14 protein-coding genes and 1 tRNA gene are annotated in these 18,617 nt (G+C 44.7%); 12 read left to right on the top strand and 3 right to left on the bottom strand.

Annotated elements, in window-relative coordinates; genetic code table 11:
• Positions 1–62 precede the first annotated feature (62 nt).
• The 6 genes from GS398_RS05335 to GS398_RS05360 all read left to right on the top strand — a co-directional run bounded on the left by GS398_RS05335 (position 63) and on the right by GS398_RS05360 (position 10,194).
• Positions 63–3,650 (top strand): DUF4175 family protein, encoded by a 3,588-nt coding sequence (locus GS398_RS05335; protein WP_160905666.1) that lies wholly within the window; start codon positions 63–65, stop codon positions 3,648–3,650.
• A gap of 2 nt (positions 3,651–3,652) precedes the next feature.
• Positions 3,653–4,084 (top strand): ATP-binding protein, encoded by a 432-nt coding sequence (locus GS398_RS05340; protein WP_160905667.1) that lies wholly within the window; start codon positions 3,653–3,655, stop codon positions 4,082–4,084.
• Positions 4,084–4,515 carry an rRNA maturation RNase YbeY gene (ybeY, locus tag GS398_RS05345; RefSeq protein WP_160905668.1) on the top strand — a complete coding sequence of 144 codons (432 nt, stop codon included), beginning with the start codon at positions 4,084–4,086 and terminating at the stop codon, positions 4,513–4,515. The genes GS398_RS05340 and ybeY overlap by 1 nt, the downstream gene beginning before the upstream one ends.
• A 138-nt stretch (positions 4,516–4,653) precedes the next feature.
• A complete protein-coding gene (locus GS398_RS05350) occupies positions 4,654–6,501 on the top strand; it encodes an ABC-F family ATP-binding cassette domain-containing protein (RefSeq protein WP_160905669.1) in 1,848 nt (615 codons plus the stop codon).
• A gap of 62 nt (positions 6,502–6,563) precedes the next feature.
• On the top strand, positions 6,564–8,426 hold the full coding sequence (mnmG, locus tag GS398_RS05355; RefSeq protein WP_160906001.1) for a tRNA uridine-5-carboxymethylaminomethyl(34) synthesis enzyme MnmG: 1,863 nt from the start codon (positions 6,564–6,566) through the stop codon (positions 8,424–8,426).
• Between the two features lie 133 nt (positions 8,427–8,559).
• Complete coding sequence (locus GS398_RS05360) at positions 8,560–10,194, top strand: Ig-like domain-containing protein (protein WP_160905670.1); 1,635 nt, start codon at positions 8,560–8,562, stop codon at positions 10,192–10,194.
• On the opposite strand, the gene GS398_RS05365 is transcribed toward GS398_RS05360, so the two are convergent.
• The gene (locus GS398_RS05365) at positions 10,181–10,696 is read right to left on the bottom strand and encodes a gamma carbonic anhydrase family protein (RefSeq protein ID WP_160905671.1); all 516 of its coding nucleotides are present in this window, start codon (positions 10,694–10,696) and stop codon (positions 10,181–10,183) included. The genes GS398_RS05360 and GS398_RS05365 overlap by 14 nt on opposite strands.
• A gap of 67 nt (positions 10,697–10,763) precedes the next feature.
• Between GS398_RS05365 and GS398_RS05370 the strand changes: the two genes are divergently transcribed.
• Positions 10,764–10,836: transfer RNA gene (locus GS398_RS05370), tRNA-Gly, on the top strand.
• 69 nt (positions 10,837–10,905) lie between these two features.
• Here the strand turns inward: GS398_RS05370 and nadA are convergent.
• Positions 10,906–11,898, bottom strand: coding sequence for a quinolinate synthase NadA (gene nadA / locus GS398_RS05375; protein WP_160905672.1), 993 nt, complete (start codon positions 11,896–11,898; stop codon positions 10,906–10,908).
• Between the two features lie 412 nt (positions 11,899–12,310).
• Here nadA and nadB point away from each other — a divergent pair, with 412 nt between their 5' ends.
• From nadB to thiL, 5 genes are all read left to right on the top strand, one after another.
• Positions 12,311–13,897 (top strand): L-aspartate oxidase, encoded by a 1,587-nt coding sequence (nadB, locus tag GS398_RS05380; protein WP_160905673.1) that lies wholly within the window; start codon positions 12,311–12,313, stop codon positions 13,895–13,897.
• Between the two features lie 45 nt (positions 13,898–13,942).
• Positions 13,943–15,169, top strand: coding sequence for a dicarboxylate/amino acid:cation symporter (locus tag GS398_RS05385; protein WP_160905674.1), 1,227 nt, complete (start codon positions 13,943–13,945; stop codon positions 15,167–15,169).
• Between the two features lie 269 nt (positions 15,170–15,438).
• On the top strand, positions 15,439–16,155 hold the full coding sequence (locus GS398_RS05390) for a hypothetical protein (protein WP_160905675.1): 717 nt from the start codon (positions 15,439–15,441) through the stop codon (positions 16,153–16,155).
• Complete coding sequence (locus GS398_RS05395) at positions 16,152–16,862, top strand: L,D-transpeptidase family protein (protein ID WP_160905676.1); 711 nt, start codon at positions 16,152–16,154, stop codon at positions 16,860–16,862. The genes GS398_RS05390 and GS398_RS05395 overlap by 4 nt, the downstream gene beginning before the upstream one ends.
• A 33-nt stretch (positions 16,863–16,895) precedes the next feature.
• Positions 16,896–17,945 (top strand): thiamine-phosphate kinase, encoded by a 1,050-nt coding sequence (gene thiL, locus GS398_RS05400; protein WP_160905677.1) that lies wholly within the window; start codon positions 16,896–16,898, stop codon positions 17,943–17,945.
• Between the two features lie 8 nt (positions 17,946–17,953).
• Here the strand turns inward: thiL and GS398_RS05405 are convergent, their stop codons facing one another.
• Positions 17,954–18,610 (bottom strand): phosphatidylserine decarboxylase family protein, encoded by a 657-nt coding sequence (locus GS398_RS05405; protein ID WP_160905678.1) that lies wholly within the window; start codon positions 18,608–18,610, stop codon positions 17,954–17,956.
• Between the last annotated feature and the right edge of the window lie 7 nt (positions 18,611–18,617).

Consider the following 18,617-nt stretch of genomic DNA (forward strand, 5'->3'; position numbering starts at 1 on the left):
TGTCGCACATACAACTTTTCGTAAAATTTCGTTAAGTTTAATGAATTTTAAAGGAGGTTGGTATGCATGTTTCTACTAATTATGACCGTCTGATTGGTAAAATCGACGAATTCATCCGGAAATACTACCTGAATAAGATCGTTCGGGGTAGTATTTACCTCGCAGCATCGCTTTTCGCGAGTTATATTCTTGTTACATTGGCAGAATATTACGGAAATTTCAGCCCCCTGGTAAGAACATTATTATTCTACTCCTTTATCGGGTTGAATATTTTTATCCTGGCCCGGTGGATCGTTATCCCGGGGCTCTCCTATTTCCGCCTGGGGAAAAGTCTCTCGTACGACCAGGCTTCTGCCATCATCGGTACAAACTTCAGTAATGTGCAGGACAAACTGCTGAATACCCTGCAGCTTAAAAAACTTGCCGGCGAAAATCCCTCAAGAAGCAGCCTGATCGAGGCAGGGATCGACCAGAAGATCGCGGAGCTAAGCCCTGTACCATTTGCATCGGCTGTAAAGCTGAAAGAAAACCGGCGATATATTAAATACGCAGCCGTGCCTTTCCTGGTGATACTGGTAATTGCCTTTACCGCTCCCTCTATTTTTAGCGAAAGTACCGAACGCTTGCTTGCCTACAACAAGAAGTTCGTTAAAAAAGCGCCTTTTAGCTTTGTGATCCTGAATGACAAGCTTTCTGCCGTACAAGGGGAAGATTTCGTACTGGAAGTAAAATTAACCGGCAACGAGATCCCGCGTGATATTTACGTGGAAGACGGTCCGAATACTTTCAGGCTTGATAAAGAATCGATCGTAAAATTTTCTTATACGTTTAAGAACGTACAGCAAACCAAGAACATCAGGCTGCATGCGGGCGAGTTTTCCTCGGATGATTATACCCTGAACGTAAAAAAGCGTCCGTCGCTGATGAATGCCGACGTGTACCTGGAATATCCCGCTTATCTCGGAAAACAAAACGAAACGGTAAGCAATGCCGGCGACCTGATCGTACCCGCCGGTACCCGTATCAACTGGACCTTTAAGACCCAGAATACCAGCTCTATACGCCTGGGAATCAGTGATAGGATAGTAAACCTTCAGCCGTCAGGCAATAATGGGTTTAAGTTTGGCTACCGTGCCATGACATCGGGAAACTACTTCATCCTTCCGGAGAATAACGAGGTAACGAATTCTGATTCGGTATCTTACAAATTAGATGTGATCCCTGACCTTAGTCCGGTTATCGAGATGAATGAGCAGGCGGATTCGGTGAATACCAAGGTGCTTTACTTTGTTGGCCAGGTAAACGACGACCACGGTTTTTCCCGGCTTAACTTTAATTACCGCGTACTAGATCCTTCGGCCACTACCAAAAATAACGTAAAGGCTGTGCCCTTTCAGAAGAACGGGCTTCAGAGCAATTTCTTTTTTGCCTGGAACACAGGCGACATCCAGGTTAAACCCGGGGAACAACTGGAATACTATTTCGAGGTATTTGACAACGACGGGGTAAATGGCCCTAAATCGAGCCGGACTGCGGTAAAAACCATGCGCCTGCCTACCGAGGCTGAAATGCAGAAGGCGATCGAAGCATCGTCTGAAGCCGTGAAAAACCAGATGGAACAGGCGATCAGGAAGGCTTCGCAGATTGAAAAGGATGCCAAAAAGATTAACCAGGACCTGATGAACAAAAAGGAGCTTTCGTTTGAAGAGAAGAAACAGATCGAAAAGCTGCTCGAAAAACAGTCAGAGCTGGAAAACCTGGTGAAGAACATCCAGAAAGAAAACAAGCAGAATAACTTCAACCAGCAAAATCAGAACCGGGAGCAAAGCAAGGAATTGTTGGAGAAACAAAAGCAGATCGAAGACCTGTTTAATAACGTGCTTGATGAAAAAACGCGCGAAATGTTGAAGAACATTCAGCGTATGCTGGAGCAGAACAACAAAAACATGACCCAGCAGGAGCTTTCCAAAATGCAGATGGATAATAAATCGCTGCAGAAGGAGCTCGACCGTATCCTGGAGCTTTATAAGCAACTCGAGTTTGATCAGAAACTGGCCCAAACCATCGACCAGCTGAAAGAGCAAGCTAAAGAGCAGAAAAAGCTGAGCGAGCAGTCCGCGCCAAAAGATAAAGACGGCACGAAAGATAAAGATGCCGCAAAAAATAAGGATGAATCTGGCAAAAATCCTCAGGATCAGGCAGATAAAAATAAAAACCAGGAAAAACCTGACTCGCAGAGGCAAAAAGAGGCCGATGCGCAAAAGCAGCAGAACCAGGACGCACAGAAGCAACCAAATGCCGATCAACAAAAGCAAAATGCTGCACAGGAACAGAAAAAGTTAACACCTGAAGAACAAAAGCAAAAACAGGACGAGCTAAATAAGGCTTTTGAGGACCTTAAAGAGCAGTTGAAAGAACTTGAGAAGAAAAATGAAGAGCTGAGCGACAAGGGAAACTTTAAAAATCCAGAAAACCAGCAGGAAAAGATCCAGCAACAGCAACAGCAAAGCTCAAAGAATCTCGAGAAAAAGGACATGAGGAAAGCTTCGGAAAGCCAGGAAGATGCGGCCGAGGAAATGGAGAAACTCTCCGAAAAGCTCGAGCAGATGCAACAAGAGCAGGAAGAACAGGAAAACGAGGTAAATATGCAGGACCTGCGCGAAATTCTCGATAAACTGGTGACCTCTTCCTTCGACCAGGAAAAAGTGATGCAGACGCTTAAAAACACCCGTACTGGCGATCCCAGCTATGTTAACCTAACTCAAAAGCAGAAAGACATCCTGGATAACCTCAAATCGGTACAGGACAGCCTGTATGAGCTAAGCAAGAAAGTGCCGCAGATACAGTCGGTGGTAAATAAAGAGATCAGGGATATTAACCTGAATATACAATCGGCATTGAGCCTGCTGGCCGAGCGTCGCACACCGGAGGCAAGCAGCGCCCAGCAATATGCCATGACGGCCATTAACAACCTGGCATTAATGCTAAGCGAGGCCCAGGAGCAGATGCAAAATGCGAAACAGCAAAAAGGAAAGCCAGGCAAAGGAAAGAGCAAACGGCCAAGCTTATCGCAATTAAGCAAAATGCAGCAGCAGTTAAATCAAAACATGCAGAAAGCCCGTGAACAGATGCAGCGTGAAGGGCAGCAACCGGGTCGCCAGCCAGGGCAACAACCAGGGCAACGTCCCGGACAAGGACAGGGCCAGGGTAACGGGCAGATGAGCGAGCAACTGGCACGAATGGCCCGGGAGCAGCAAATGATCCGCCAGGCATTGCAGGAAATTAACCGGGAGCAAAATAAAGACGGGAAAAACGGGTTGGGAAATCTTGATCAAATGGCCAAAGAGATGGAACAATCTGAAACGGATCTCGTAAACAAGAGAATTCAGCAGGAAACGCTAATCAGGCAACAGGAAATCCTTACCAAGCTGCTTGACGCAGAAAAAGCGGAACGCGAAAGAGAGGAAGATAATAAGCGCGAAAGTAAAGAGGGTAAGGATATGGCTCCGAACTATAAACTGGTGCTTGAGCAATATAAGAAGATTAAACAACGCGAAACAGAATTATTAAAGACGGTTCCGCCATCGTTGAACTCCTTTTATAAAATTAAAGTTGGCGATTATTTTAAATCTTTAAATTCAGGTAAATAGGTATGATAGAAACACGGATAGCTCAATTACCGGATACGGATTTGTATACTCTTCAGCTTCCTTCTAAGTCAGAGAGCCTGGTTACCGTGGAAAACTTCATCGAAAAGATCAAAGATCGGTATTCGATTGATGAAGACACCTACGCCAACATACTTACCTGCCTTAGCGAAGCGGTAATTAACGCCGTTATCCACGGTAATAAAGAGGACCCCTATAAAAAGGTCTTTATGAACCTCGAAGTACAACATAAAAAGCTCATCATTACCATTGCTGACGAGGGTCCCGGGTTTGATTATCACAATATCCCCGACCCTACCGACCCGGAGAACCTCGAAAAACTTACCGGTCGTGGAGTTTTCATTATTAAGCAGCTTGCAGACCAATGTATTTTCAACGGTCCCGGTAACGAGTTAGAGCTTCACTTTAAGATTTAATGGCGGTTCAAAAGATCAATTTTTTCCAGGAGGAGATAAAATACCCGGTTAAAGACAAAGCGTTATTGCGCGCATGGATCACTGACACGCTGCGTGCCGAAGGAAAATCCTTAGGCGATCTTAACTTTATCTTTTGTACAGATAGTTACCTGCTTTCTATCAACCAGCAATACCTGGACCACAACACGTATACAGATATTATCACGTTTGATAACGGCGGGATTGAAAACCAGGTGGCCGGCGATATATTCATTAGTGTAGACCGTATCCGCGAAAATGCATCGTTGTTCGGCGTCTCCGAGCGCGAGGAGCTGCACCGGGTGATCATCCATGGAACCCTACACCTGGTAGGTTATGGTGATAAGTCAGTTAAAGACAAAAAACTGATGACCAGCAAGGAGGATCAGTACCTCGCATTACGCACATTTTAACCAGCCATCCCTATACTTCTTTATATTAAACAAGCTCTGCCTGTTCTACAGCCTTTACACTACAATATTTGTGTATTTTTGCGTTTTGTTTAACACCTGCAGGGTTCTGTTTCCTGGTACCTTGCATTTTATAAGATCATGAGCAGTATCCTTTCTACCGAGCAACTCGGACATTCATTTAACGACACCTGGCTATTTAAAGACCTGACTCTTGGGCTGGCAAAGGGTCAGCGTTTTGCGCTGGTAGGCTATAACGGCGCCGGTAAATCTACTTTGTTAAAAATACTTGCAGGTAAGTTGGCGCCCGTCCTTGGGAAAGTAGTACAGGAGCGCGATATTAAAATAGGCTACCTGGAACAGGATCCTGATTTTGCCGGCCAGAAAACAGTAGGCGACTTTATCTACAGCGCCGATAATACCCAGCAACTGCTCATTCGCCGTTACGAAGAGCTATTGGAACAAGAACATCCCGACGAGGACCTGCTTCAGGAATTAACCACCGAGATCAGTGAACAAAATGCCTGGGAATATGAACATGCCATTAAAACGATCCTCGACCGGTTATCCATTAACAAACCTGACCAGCTGATTGGCAGCTTATCGGGCGGGCAACGCAAGCGGTTAGCATTGGCCAAGTTGCTGATCGATGATCCCGATGTTTTCATACTCGACGAGCCAACCAATCACCTGGACATCGAAATGATCGAATGGCTGGAAAGTTTTCTTACTACCGGCAAAAAAACCATCCTGATGGTAACGCATGACCGGTATTTCCTGGATAATGTATGTACTCAGATCTATGAGCTCGAGTTTGGGAAACTCTATGTGTACCGCGGCAACTATAGTTACTTCCTTGAAAAGAAAGCAGAACGTGAGGCAGAAAATGCCACTGCACTTCAAAAAAATACAAACCTGTTAAAGAAGGAGCTGGAGTGGATGCGTCGTCAGCCGCAAGCCCGTGGTACCAAATCGAAATCCAGGATAGATGCGTTCTACGAGTTGGAGGACAAGACGAAGAATCAGAATAACAAATCACGGGTAGAGCTAAGTATTACGGTAGCACGCCAAGGTAACAAAATCCTGGAGCTGGAACATGTAAACAAAGCTTTTAACGGTGTAACAATAATAAACGATTTTAATTACGTATTTAAAAAAGGTGACCGTATCGGCATAGCCGGAAGAAATGGTTCCGGGAAATCTACGCTGCTTAACCTGATCACAGGAAAATTTTCACCGGATACTGGTCAAATCATAAAGGGTGAAACTACTATTTATGGGTATTACAGCCAGGGAGGTCTTTCGTTTAAAGAGAATGAACGCGTATTAGATATCGTAAAGAACGTTGCAGAATATATCCCGATGGCTGATGGAAAAACCATTTCCGCTTCCCAGTTGCTTACACATTTCTTATTTCCGCCATCCAAACAATACGGAATGGTTAGCAAACTCAGTGGCGGGGAAAAAAAACGTCTCCATTTAATGCGTGTGTTAATGACGAATCCCAATTTTCTAATCCTGGATGAGCCTACTAATGATCTTGATATCGATACATTGAATGTACTCGAGGAGTTTTTGGAAAAATTCACAGGTGTTTTATTAGTGGTATCGCATGACAGGTACCTAATGGATAAGTTATCTGATCAGTTATTCATTTTTGAGGGGGCTGGTCATATTCGTATTTATTCAGGTAATTATTCTGAATATAGGTATGAAAAAGAGAACATCAAGACAGATGCTAAGCCCAAGGAAATACAAGTAAAAACAGCACCATTACCGGTAAAAAATAAGCTTAGCTATAAAGAACAAAAAGAATTAGATACGTTGGATGAACAGATCGGGAAGCATGAAGCGATGATAGCCAGCCTAAATGACCGTATGTTAATGCTTACCGATGCCAATGAACTCATCGCGGCAGCTAATGAAGTATCCGCTTTAAAAGAGAAGTTGGAAGAAATGACAATTCGTTGGATGGAACTTAGCGAATAAAATTATAACGTTCCACGTGGAACATAATAACGTGTTCCACGTGGAACATGGATAGAAATACCATGTTTGACATATATGATGTAATTGTTGTGGGAGCCGGACATGCCGGTTGCGAAGCTGCTGCTGCTGCTGGGAACCTGGGTTCGAAAGTGTTATTGATAACCATGAATATGGGGACAATTGCACAAATGAGTTGTAATCCCGCTATGGGTGGTGTAGCGAAAGGGCAAATTATACGTGAGATCGATGCTATGGGCGGATATTCAGGTATTATTGCAGACAAAACGAGTCTCCAATTTCGCATGTTGAACCGATCAAAAGGCCCGGCTATGTGGAGTCCGAGAGCTCAAAATGATCGCATGCGGTTTGCTGAAGAATGGCGTCTCACATTGGAAAGTATTTCCAATGTTGATATGTGGCAGGATACCGTGATCTCCATCCTTACCGACGGCGACCGGGTGATCGGCGTTAAAACATCATTAGGTATAGAGATCAAGGCCAAAGCAGTAGTATTAACAAATGGAACATTTCTTAACGGTGTGATCCATATTGGTGAGAAAAAATTTGGGGGCGGACGTACCGCAGAAAAAGCTGCAACAGGTTTAACAGAACAGTTATTAACACTGGGTTTCGAAGCAGGGAGAATGAAAACGGGTACTCCCCCACGCGTAGATGGTCGTAGCCTCGATTATACTAAAATGGAAGAACAATGGGGAGATGAACAACGCGGACGTTTCTCTTATACCGATGTAGACCTTCCAAAAGAACAAAGGTGCTGTTGGATCACTTACACAAATACGGCAGTACATGAAACTTTAAAAGAAGGCTTCGAAAAATCACCGATGTTTACCGGGAGAATAAAAGGACTTGGACCAAGATATTGCCCTTCTATCGAAGACAAAATAAACCGTTTTGCCGAACGCGACAGGCACCAGATCTTTGTAGAACCGGAAGGATGGAATACCGTTGAAATCTATGTGAATGGGTTCTCTACCTCTTTACCTGAAGATGTACAATACCGGGCGCTAACCAAAATTCCCGGCTTCGAAAAGGCCAGGATGTTTCGTCCCGGCTACGCTATCGAATATGACTTTTTCCCACCAACCCAACTGTACCTGACATTGGAAACTAAACTGGTAAAAAACCTTTTCTTCGCCGGGCAAATTAACGGAACCACCGGCTACGAAGAAGCTGCAAGCCAAGGCTTCCTTGCAGGTATTAATGCCCATCAAAAAGTAAACGATCTCCATGAGCTCATTATGAAACGCTCAGAATCGTATATCGGCGTACTGGTGGATGACCTAGTAACTAAGGGCACGGAGGAACCTTACCGCATGTTTACTTCACGTGCCGAACACCGGCTATTGCTAAGACAGGATAACGCAGACGTTCGACTCTCTCCAATCGGGCATGAATTAGGATTAATATCCGATGAGCGGCTGACTAAAGTTAAGGATAAAGTTCGCGGCTCAGCTGATATCGTAGCTTTTACTAAAGCACATTCCATAGATCCGGCATCTATTAACAGTTACCTGGAAACCCTGGACACTTCAGCCCTGTCGCAAAACATCAAATTATTTCAACTCATTTCAAGACCCCAAGTAGGTTTAAACGAATTGAGCCAGGCATATCCCGCGCTCGCTGCACATCTTCAAAACTTTTCACCGGAAACAATTGAAGATGCCGAAATCGCTATTAAGTATGAAAGTTACTTTGAAAAAGAACACGAAATAGTAAGTAAGATGAAAAGGCTCGAAGACCGGGAAATAAAGCAGGAATTTAACTACCATTCGTTAGTATCCTTGTCGAAAGAAGCCCGGGAAAAATTGATGAAAATTAAACCCAGGACTTTAGGGCAGGCGTCGAGAATTTCGGGAGTATCACCATCTGATATTTCCGTTTTAATGGTACATCTCACCCGGTAAATAATTAAATAATTGACTATCAGATAGTTAGTTGTTTAATTTAATGAACGTAAATAAAGCCGCAAAACACATTATTTTAAAATAAGAATCATCTATGTCATCCAAACTCAAAAGTTTGTTAAAACGCCTAAAAATGGCCAATTTTCAAAGAGACAACTTAGAGTTAAATTTATTTATCGCTTTTTTTTTAATAATATCATTTCTCGCGGCATGTGCAAGCATTCAACAACCCACAGGTGGTGCGAGAGACCGGACGCCGCCTAAAATTCTTAAGGAGTATCCCAAAAACCTGAGTCTCAATTTTAGCGCAAAAAAGATCGAGATAACTTTCGACGAATATTTCAAGCTCGCTAACGAATCAAAAGAAATCAGCATTTCGCCGGCACTCGACAAAAACCCCATTTTTAAAACTAAGGGAAAAACACTCGTCATAGATCTCCAGGACACGCTCGAAAGGAACACGACCTATACCATCAACTTTGGAAAAGCGATAGTAGACTATAACGAAGGAAATATCCTAAAAAACTATAGCTACGTTTTTGCGACAGGGAATGTAATCGATTCACTTAGTATTTCAGGAACTGTTTATAATGCGGTTACCAAGAAACCCGAAATGGAAACCACCGTTTTACTTATCCCGATTAAACAAGACACTATTTTTGGAAAGAGACCGGCGAACATATTTTCCATCACCGATTCTTCGGGAAATTTCTCACTCAAAAATCTTCGCGGAAATACTTACAAGATCTACGCCCTTAAAGAGCAAGGTGGCGACCGCATTTACAATTCAACTAACGAGCTGATCGGTTTCCGAAAAGACTCCATCGTACTCAAAGAAAATATCACCGGTATTAAGCTCGAAGTATTTAAAGAGGATCCCGTTAACTTCCGGATGGATCGCAAAATGCAGCCCGACGGCCACTACCTGTTCACCTTTAACTATCCGCTTAAAAAACCGTCCGTCACGCTCCTTAAACAACCTGAGCTCGACCGGACAAAATTTGCAGAATTCAACAAGCCGGGGGATTCACTGAATCTCTGGCTACCTAAAATAACTTATGATACGCTCGACGTAGCTTTTTACGACCAGGGTAAAGGACTCGATACCATCACGCTTCGACGCAACGAAAAAGACAAATACAACTACACCGTTAATATTTCCGATAACGTAGAAAACGGCAAGATCAGGCAGCGACGCGATATCTATCTTACCCTATCCGCTCCCATCTCCGCGGTAGACGATTCCAAAATTTCCGTGCTCGAAGATTCTATTCCACTTGCAAACGTGGAGTTTAATAAAGATACGTCTTCCATACGCCGGTACAGCCTAAAATATAACTGGCGTAATAAAAAGAAGTACGTTCTTAAAATTGAAGAAAATGCCTTTACGAGTATTAACGGCGGAAAAAACAAAGCATATAAAAAAGATTTTATAATGGATCCCGACCTTAACTATGGTGATTTAATATTCAATACCAGGTTGCCGGATAGCATCTCCTCTTCATTTATCGTTCAATTGATAAAGAATGAGAAAGATATCGTTCGAACGAGTATCGTTACCAAAAGCTCAAACATCACTTTTGCGGGCCTGGCGCCTGATAGCTACACTGTTCGTGTTATTTATGACACCAATAACAATGGCAAGTGGGATACGGGGAAAGTGAAAGAAAAGCTCCAGCCGGAAATGATCTGGAACTATGATAAGACCATGACGGTACTTGCTAACCGCGACCTGGAAGAACCGCTCACAATTCCTAAGACTCCATAAACCACCCGGAATACATGATGTAATTATCCGGTAACCTGATCAGCAACTTGCATTGTTCTTCGGTTAACGGCTTAATTTTTCGTGCCGGTGTACCTGCATAAAGATACCCTGATTCGCAGAGCGCATTCTCCAGCACTACTGCGCCTGCCGCTATAATACAAAAAGGTTCCACCACGGCATTATCCATCACGATAGCACCCATTCCTACCAACACGTTATCATGCAACGTACAGCCATGTACAATAGCGCTGTGACCGATCGATACGTTATTGCCTATCACCGTAGCTGCCGCCTGGTAGGTGCAATGGATCACCGCATTATCCTGGATATTGGTATGATCGCCAATCTTAATGTAATTTACATCCCCACGTACTACCGCGTTAAACCAAACCGAGCACTTTTCGCCCATCGTTACATCGCCAACAATTGTCGCATTTGGCGCAATAAAGCACTCGGTCCCGAAAACCGGGGATTTATCTTTTACAGGTAAAATAACAGCCATGTGGTACTTCAAAAATCAATTACATATTATTACCTTAGTCGCCGCAGAACAATTTTACCTGTAACCTGCAGCAATAGCTCAGCTGGTAGAGCATTAGTTTCCCAAACTAAAGGCCGCGGGTTCGAATCCCGTTTGCTGCTCACTGTCCGGCTTAATTAGCAAAACTGCCAGGTCTGTCCCTCCGGGTATGACCTGGCAGTTTTATTATATTACAAGCCCAGCCTGGCCGATATCTCCAGCATCCTTTCAATCGGTACCCGTGCACGTTCTATAATATCCATTGGCACAGTAACTTCCGGCAATTCATTCTTCATACACAGGTAAAGCTTCTCGAGCGTATTCCGCTTCATATGCGGGCAATCATTACAAGCACATAAATTGTTCGGCGGCGCCGGGATAAACACCTTACCGGGATTAGCCTTCTCCATCTGGTGAAGTATACCGCTTTCTGTAGCTACGATGAACTCCTTTGCCGGGTGATCCATCGTGTACTTCAGCAAGCCGGTGGTGGAGCCGATATAATCCGCCATCTTTAATATCACTTCCTCGCATTCGGGATGAGCGATAAATTTCGCCTCCGGATGCCGTTCCTTCAGCTTTACGATCCTTTGCTGCGAGAATATTTCATGCACCATACACGCGCCGTTCCACAATACCAGGTCGCGCCCGGTTTTCCGGGCAACATAAGCGCCCAGGTTGCGATCGGGACCAAAAATGATCTTCTGCTCCTTCGGAAGGCTTTCTACAATTTGTACCGCATTCGAGGAAGTACAAACGATATCGCTCAAAGCCTTCAGCTCTGCGGTACAATTTACGTAGGTGATAACGAGATGATCCGGGTAGTTCTCTTTAAACTTTGCAAAGAGGTGCGGCGGGCAGCTGTCTGACAATGAACACCCGGCCTTAACATCAGGCAACAGCACCTTTTTGTAAGGTGAGAGTATCTTGGCGGTTTCGGCCATGAAATGAACGCCGGCGAAAACGATAATGTCTGCATCAGTTTTCGCCGCTTCCTGCGAAAGCCCGAGACTATCGCCAATGTAATCGGCAATATCCTGTATATCAGGCTCTTGATAATAGTGCGCAAGAACAACGGCATTCTTTTCCCTTTTTAATTTCTCAATCTCATCAAACAGATCCAGGCTTGGATCGATGGGTTCCTCAACAAAACCCTTGATATTTATTTCTGCTAAAGTATCCATTTCCCAACGATTCAATAATTACAATATCTTTTAAAATATCCTTTATTAAGAGTTATTAGCGTGTTAGTAATGTGAAGAAAGTGACTGTTTAAGTTTTGGTTTTTTTGTTTTGAGGAATTTATCCACAGGAAATTAACATTTTCGTTAGGTTATCGCATTGATTACCAATTCTTTTTTATTTGCAACAAAAAACTATAAAACTTATATGTGCAATGAATGTTCGGGTGTAAAACGTTAATATCTTTGTTTTTCGTGCTCAAAACTAATGTATAAAACGTGGTAAAAAGGGAGAAAAACGGTACTTATACACATCTTGACATTTTATTAAACTTCTATCAATACAAAATTAACATCTTTATACCGGTTATTAACAGTGGCGCGGTAAGCTGAATGTTATATTATATATTTTTCCATGGAGCATGTTGATTTCTTAGTTGTAGGTTCGGGAATAGCCGGACTTAATTTTGCCCTTAAGGCAGCAAAACATGGTAAGGTACTGATAGTTACAAAAGCAAATGCCGATGAATCTAACACCAAGTACGCGCAGGGGGGCGTAGCTGTCGTTGTGGATAAAGAAGATTCTTTCGACAAACACATCGAAGATACCCTGGTGGCGGGCGATGGTTTATGTGATAAACACGTAGTAAGCATCGTTGTGGAAGAGGGCCCGGCCCGCATCCAGGAGATCATCGACTACGGTACCAATTTCGACATGACCAACCAGGGGCTTTTCGACCTGGCAAAAGAAGGCGGTCACTCAGAACACAGAGTGCTTCATTATAAAGACATTACAGGTTTCGAGATAGAGCGTGCCTTGCTGGAACAGATCAACAGCGATCCTAATATCTCCATTCTCACCCACTATTTTGCCATAGAGCTGATCACGCAGCACCATTTAGGAAAATTTGTGGATAAAAGTTCCGGGGACATTACCTGTTATGGTATTTATGCCCTTAATACACGGAATAACTCTGTGGAAAAGATACTGTCGCGGGTAACCGTCATGGCTACCGGGGGCGCCGGGCATATTTATTCGAACACCACCAATCCCATTATAGCCACGGGCGACGGGATCGCAATGGTTTACCGCGCTAAGGGAAAAGTGCGCAATATGGAATTTATCCAGTTTCATCCTACCGCACTTTATAACCCGGGCGAATACCCTTCTTTCCTGATATCCGAAGCGGTAAGAGGTTTTGGCGGCGTGTTAAAAAGACGCAACGGCGATGAATTTATGCATTTATATGATGAACGGCTTTCCCTTGCCCCCAGGGATATCGTTGCACGTGCCATAGATTCGGAAATGAAAATTTCCGGCGATGATTTCGTTTACCTTGACATCCGGCACCGTTCGAAGAAAGATATCCTTTCTCATTTTCCTAATATTTATGCAAAATGCCTCAGCATCGGGATTGATATGACCCGCGATATGATCCCCGTTACGCCAGCCGCTCATTATATGTGCGGAGGCATTATGGTGGATGAGCATGGAAGATCGTCTATCAGGAGAATGTACGCTTGTGGAGAATGTTCTTCCACCGGCTTGCATGGAGCAAACAGGCTCGCTTCCAATTCCTTACTGGAAGCTACCGTTTTTGCACACCGCATTTTCGAAGATGCCGTTATGGCATTTAAAGATTATGAGATCCCGTCTGATATACCCGAATGGGATGAAACAGATACCCAACTGCTGAATGAAGATATCCTGGTTACCCATAACCTGCGCGAAACACAAAAGATCATGAGCGACTATGTGGGTATTGTACGGTCAGATTTCAGGCTCGAACGCGCCATGCGGCGATTGGGTCTTTTATATGATGAAACTGAATCCTTTTATAAAAAGACCAAGTTATCTGTAAAGCTTTGCGAACTGCGGAATGTGATCCAGACAGCTTACATTGTAATAAAATCCGCGATGTTAAGAAAAGAAAGCAGGGGATTGCATTTTACCACCGATTATCCTGATCACCGGGAGGACCCGAAGGATACGATATTTTAAAAAAACGGATCCTGATCGTTTTTCTAAATTGTTAATAACTCTTTAATGGCCAGGTTTCAATTCTATAAAAGCTACAGCAGTATTATCTGGTTATTAACAGGCATTGCAGCGGGAAGTATTGTAGGCTTGTTATTTGGAAAAAAAATTGAGGTGATAAAACCCCTGGGCGATATCTTCCTCAACTTGCTTTTTACAGCCGTTATCCCTTTGGTTTTCTTTGCGGTAGCGTCGGCCATTGCCAATCTCGACAGGTCAAATAAGATCAGCCGGGTAATGGGGATCATGACACTGGTTTTCCTGGGCACCGTGTTAATATCTGCATTCCTTACCATTGTTGCAACGTGGGTATTTCCCATCCACCAAACTATTCCCAACACCGGGTTACCCGGAGAAATCCACACCGTGGATAACTTTGGAGACCAGCTTACTACCTTGTTAACAACCAGCGAGTTTTTCAACCTGCTGTCGAGGAAAAGCATGCTTTCTTTACTTATATTTTCCACATTAACGGGTTTCGCCTGTTTGCATGCGGGAGAAGGCGGAGCTTCATTCCGGCAGTTCCTGGTATCTGGCAACGAAGTAATGAAAAGCCTGGTGGTTATTATCATGAAACTGGGCCCACTGGGTTTAGGATCTTACTTTGCGTACCAAACCGGGGTGTTTGGTCCTGAGCTTTTTGGAACCTATGCCAGGTCGATGGCGTTGTACTACGGTTTTGGGATCTTTTATTTTTTCGTGTTCTTCAGTTTATACGCTTTTATTGCCGGGGGTGTGGACGGAATAAAAAAATACTGGCGAAATAACATCGTCCCGTCCGCCACCGCGGTAGGAACATGCAGCAGCATAGCCACTGTTCCGGCTAACCTCGAAGCATCGAAAAATATGGGAGTGCCACCGTACATCGCCAACATCACCGTCCCCTTGGGCGCCACGCTGCATAAAGACGGATCGAGCATCAGTTCCATCGTAAAAATGGCTGTCGTTTTCGGCATGTTTGGCAAGGATTTTACAGGAGCCGACACGATCCTCATCGCCCTCGGGATTACCGTTCTGGTGAGTATTGTAGAGGGAGGCATTCCTAACGGCGGTTATATCGGCGAACTTCTCATGATCTCTGTTTACGGCTTTCCGCCGGAAGCATTGCCGCCGGCTATGATCATCGGTACACTGGTAGATCCGTTGGCGACTTTACTGAATTCAACCGGCGATACGGTGGCCGCAATGATGATCACCCGGTTTTCGGAAAAACGCGTATTACCACCCGGTGACTGACCGACGAATAAAATGAAATATAGGCTTACTCCGTTTTTCGTGCTTTTTATCCTACTCTTCCTGTACGGCGTTAGGTTTTTTGTGCTGCAAACTGACGTTAAAGGCTTTGGCAAACTTTTCGGGGCGATTTACATCACCTTAGCCATGGTGCTCTTTATTTCCGACAGGTTAATGGCAACGAAAAAAATGGAGTATAAAAAGTTAATCTTATCCCAGTTCGTCTTATTGGCGATTATGGCCGTGATCACCTTTTTTGTGTTTAAAAACTCATGAAGATCTCCGGGTTAATCGGCGTTGTTTGTATGATCGTTAGCGGCGGAATGACTACGATTGCGCAGCCGCCGCATTGCGGCAAGATGGTCAGCATAAAAAAGTTTTATCTTTTTTATGACGAAAATCCTTACAAAAGTGATGCTTCGCTAAAAGACATATCCCCTGCTTTTTCGGAGGTAGATTCTTTCGCTAACGACCGGCTGGTACAAAAAAAGGAGGTCAGGTCTAATTCAAACGACCGCAAAATAACCTACTTCTACAACAAAAAAGGGCTCTTGGTAAAAGAGATGAGCAACTGGCCGCATGATATGCGATGGGATTCTATTGTATACCAGTATGATGCACAAAACCGGATGACCCGCCGTTATGTATACGCAGAAGATATGCCGATGGAAAATAAATATGCGTACAACGGCGGTACCCGGTACGAAAGCGTGTACGTTGGACCGGGTAAACCGCTGGTGTATACCAGGATAAAAGATCCAAAGAATGCTGATACTACGATAGATACATTCACAGATACCAATGGCAAACCTGGAAAGATCATTCGCATCACCGACAAATACGGAAATGAAGTCTATTTCTCCAGTTCCGCCTCAACGCTGGTTTACCAGAATGTGTACGATGCCTGCGGAAATCTTATTATAAAAAGAACCGTGGATAACGGGAAAGTACTGTTTGTAGAAACCTGGGAAATTAAGTACGAACCATGATCAGCTTCTTCTTAAGCGCAATTCTCGCTTTAATTACGCCGGCGGCGGAAAAGGCTTTGCCGGCGGCATGCGAGCAACTGGTCGTTGTTAAAACCGGCGATTGGAACCACACCCGGGGAACACTCAGCGGTTATTACAAAGTGAACGGTAAATGGGAAAAAGCCTTCACTTCTTTTTCCATTGTTGTTGGCAGAAGCGGGTTAGCCTGGGGAAACGGCCTTCAGCCGGAAAGCTGGACAAAAGGAAAAATAAAGAAGGAAGGCGACGGAAACGCACCCGCAGGAATTTTTCCGCTTACCCGGTTGTTCAGCTATGCCGGGATCACCTCGAAACTGCGTTCGATAAAGGTAGATGACCATACTTTCTGCGTCGACGATACGGCTTCGGCCAATTATAACCGAATAGTAAATACCGACACGCTTTCTAAAAACTGGACTTCCGCAGAAACCATGCGCCTCAAAACCGATGGGTATAAATATGGTATCGTGGTGGCTTACAATACCGAAACTCCGGTGGCCGGTAACGGTTCGTGCATCTTTATGCATATCTGGAAAGATAACGCCAGCCCCACGGCGGGCTGTACCGCCATGACCGAAAGAAATATGCTCCGGCTGATCGCGTTCCTGGATAAAACCAAGTACCCGTTGCTGGTGCAGCTGCCGGCGCACACCTATAAAAAGTACCGTGGCGAATACGGTCTCCCTTAAATTTCGCAACTTTGTACCTTCATAAAAAAACCTATGTTTGAAAATAGCGAGCGCACCGATCTGAAAAATCTCGGCGAATTTGGCCTGATAGAGCACCTGACCAAAAATATTAAACTGTACGATCCCAGCACCACCCGTGGTGTGGGCGATGATGCTGCAGTGCTGGATTTTTCGGGAAAGAAGACGTTGGTGTCGACAGATCTTTTGTTGGAGGGCATTCACTTCGACCTCGCTTATACCCCCTTAAAACACCTGGGATATAAAGCGATCCAGGTAAACCTGAGTGATATTTATGCCATGAACGGCATTGCTTCGCAAGTTACGGTTTCGTTAGGCTTGTCGAGTAAGTTCCCGTTAGAAGCGGTCGAAGAACTATATAGCGGGGTGCTTCTTGCCTGCGATCAGTACCAGGTAGACCTGGTAGGCGGCGATACTTCCGCTTCTAAACAAGGACTCGTAATTAGCGTTACCAGCATCGGCTATGCCAGCGAAAAAGACATTTGTTACCGCAATACCGCGGGAGAAGGCGACCTGCTTTGCGTTTCCGGCGATCTCGGCGGCGCTTACCTGGGGCTGCAGCTGCTCGAACGCGAAAAACAGATCTTTTTAGAAAATCCTAACATCCAGCCAGATCTTGAAGGAAAAGACTACATCATCGAGCGTCAGTTGAAACCGGAGGCAAGGAAAGACATCGTAAAATTGCTTGCCGACCTGGGAATTAAACCTACCGCGATGATCGATGTTTCCGACGGCCTTGCTTCAGAGATCCTGCATATCTGCAAACAGTCTGGCAAAGGATGCACCCTTTACGAGGAAAAGATCCCCATCGATCCCATGACCTACGAAACCGCCCGTGAGTTTGGCATTGACCCCACCGTTTGCGCGCTCAATGGCGGCGAAGATTACGAACTGCTCTTCACCATTGGCCAGTCTGACTACGAAAAGATCAGGAACATGCCCGATATTTCGGTCATTGGCCATATAACCGATAAGGCGTCGGGTGCAAACATGGTCTCAAAATCCGGAAATTCGCACGGGATAAAGGCGCAGGGATGGAACGCGTTTAAGAATAGCCACTCATAACTCCTCAGTTACAATTCTGCGATCACCGTAATCCCTCCCTTTACCACTTCACCGATCTCTACGTTGATCTTGGTGCCGATAGGGAGAAAAACGTCTACACGGGAGCCAAATTTAATAAAGCCGAACTGGTCTCCTTGTTCCGCTTTATCGCCTTCCTTTACATACCATACGATCCGGCGTGCCAGCGCACCTGCAATTTGCCTGAAGAGCACCGTAACGCCCTGGCTGTTTTCTACCGCAACAGTGGTACGCTCATTTTCGGTAGATGACTTAGGATGCCATGCTACAAGATATTTCCCCGGGTGATACTTGAAATATTTAACAATTCCCGATACCGGGTGCCGGTTTACGTGTACGTTTATGGGCGACATAAAAATGGATACCTGGATCCTCCTGTCCTTTAAATATTCGGTTTCCGTGGTTTCTTCAATCACCACTACTTTACCATCGGCCGGGCAAATCACGTGTTTTTCGTCCTGCGCTACCTTTATAAAAGGGCTTCTGAAAAACTGGACGATGATAACGAACAGGACAAAAGACAGCGTATACAAGATCCATTGGATCGCCGGGCTATCCGGCAGGTAATAATGCGCTACGGCATTGAGCACAAAAATTACGAGGATGGTAAGGGCGAGCGAGGTATACCCTTCTTTATGGAACGTCATCAGTTAG

Source organism: Hufsiella ginkgonis (assembly GCF_009834915.1).
In the GTDB taxonomy this organism is placed as follows: Bacteria; Bacteroidota; Bacteroidia; order Sphingobacteriales; family Sphingobacteriaceae; genus Hufsiella; species Hufsiella ginkgonis.

Excerpts from the sequence above, each read along its gene's own strand:
- mnmG (WP_160906001.1), top strand. The coding sequence starts at position 6,564 with ATGTTTGACATATATGATGTAATTGTTGTGGGAGCCGGACATGCCGGT.
- nadA (WP_160905672.1), bottom strand. The coding sequence starts at position 11,898 with ATGGATACTTTAGCAGAAATAAATATCAAGGGTTTTGTTGAGGAACCC.
- GS398_RS05390 (WP_160905675.1), top strand. The coding sequence starts at position 15,439 with ATGAAGATCTCCGGGTTAATCGGCGTTGTTTGTATGATCGTTAGCGGC.
- ybeY (WP_160905668.1), top strand. The coding sequence starts at position 4,084 with ATGGCGGTTCAAAAGATCAATTTTTTCCAGGAGGAGATAAAATACCCG.
- GS398_RS05350 (WP_160905669.1), top strand. The coding sequence starts at position 4,654 with ATGAGCAGTATCCTTTCTACCGAGCAACTCGGACATTCATTTAACGAC.
- GS398_RS05335 (WP_160905666.1), top strand. The coding sequence starts at position 63 with ATGCATGTTTCTACTAATTATGACCGTCTGATTGGTAAAATCGACGAA.
- GS398_RS05395 (WP_160905676.1), top strand. The coding sequence starts at position 16,152 with ATGATCAGCTTCTTCTTAAGCGCAATTCTCGCTTTAATTACGCCGGCG.
- GS398_RS05360 (WP_160905670.1), top strand. The coding sequence starts at position 8,560 with ATGGCCAATTTTCAAAGAGACAACTTAGAGTTAAATTTATTTATCGCT.
- GS398_RS05385 (WP_160905674.1), top strand. The coding sequence starts at position 13,943 with ATGGCCAGGTTTCAATTCTATAAAAGCTACAGCAGTATTATCTGGTTA.
- GS398_RS05365 (WP_160905671.1), bottom strand. The coding sequence starts at position 10,696 with ATGGCTGTTATTTTACCTGTAAAAGATAAATCCCCGGTTTTCGGGACC.
- GS398_RS05405 (WP_160905678.1), bottom strand. The coding sequence starts at position 18,610 with ATGACGTTCCATAAAGAAGGGTATACCTCGCTCGCCCTTACCATCCTC.
- thiL (WP_160905677.1), top strand. The coding sequence starts at position 16,896 with ATGTTTGAAAATAGCGAGCGCACCGATCTGAAAAATCTCGGCGAATTT.
- GS398_RS05340 (WP_160905667.1), top strand. The coding sequence starts at position 3,653 with ATGATAGAAACACGGATAGCTCAATTACCGGATACGGATTTGTATACT.
- nadB (WP_160905673.1), top strand. The coding sequence starts at position 12,311 with ATGGAGCATGTTGATTTCTTAGTTGTAGGTTCGGGAATAGCCGGACTT.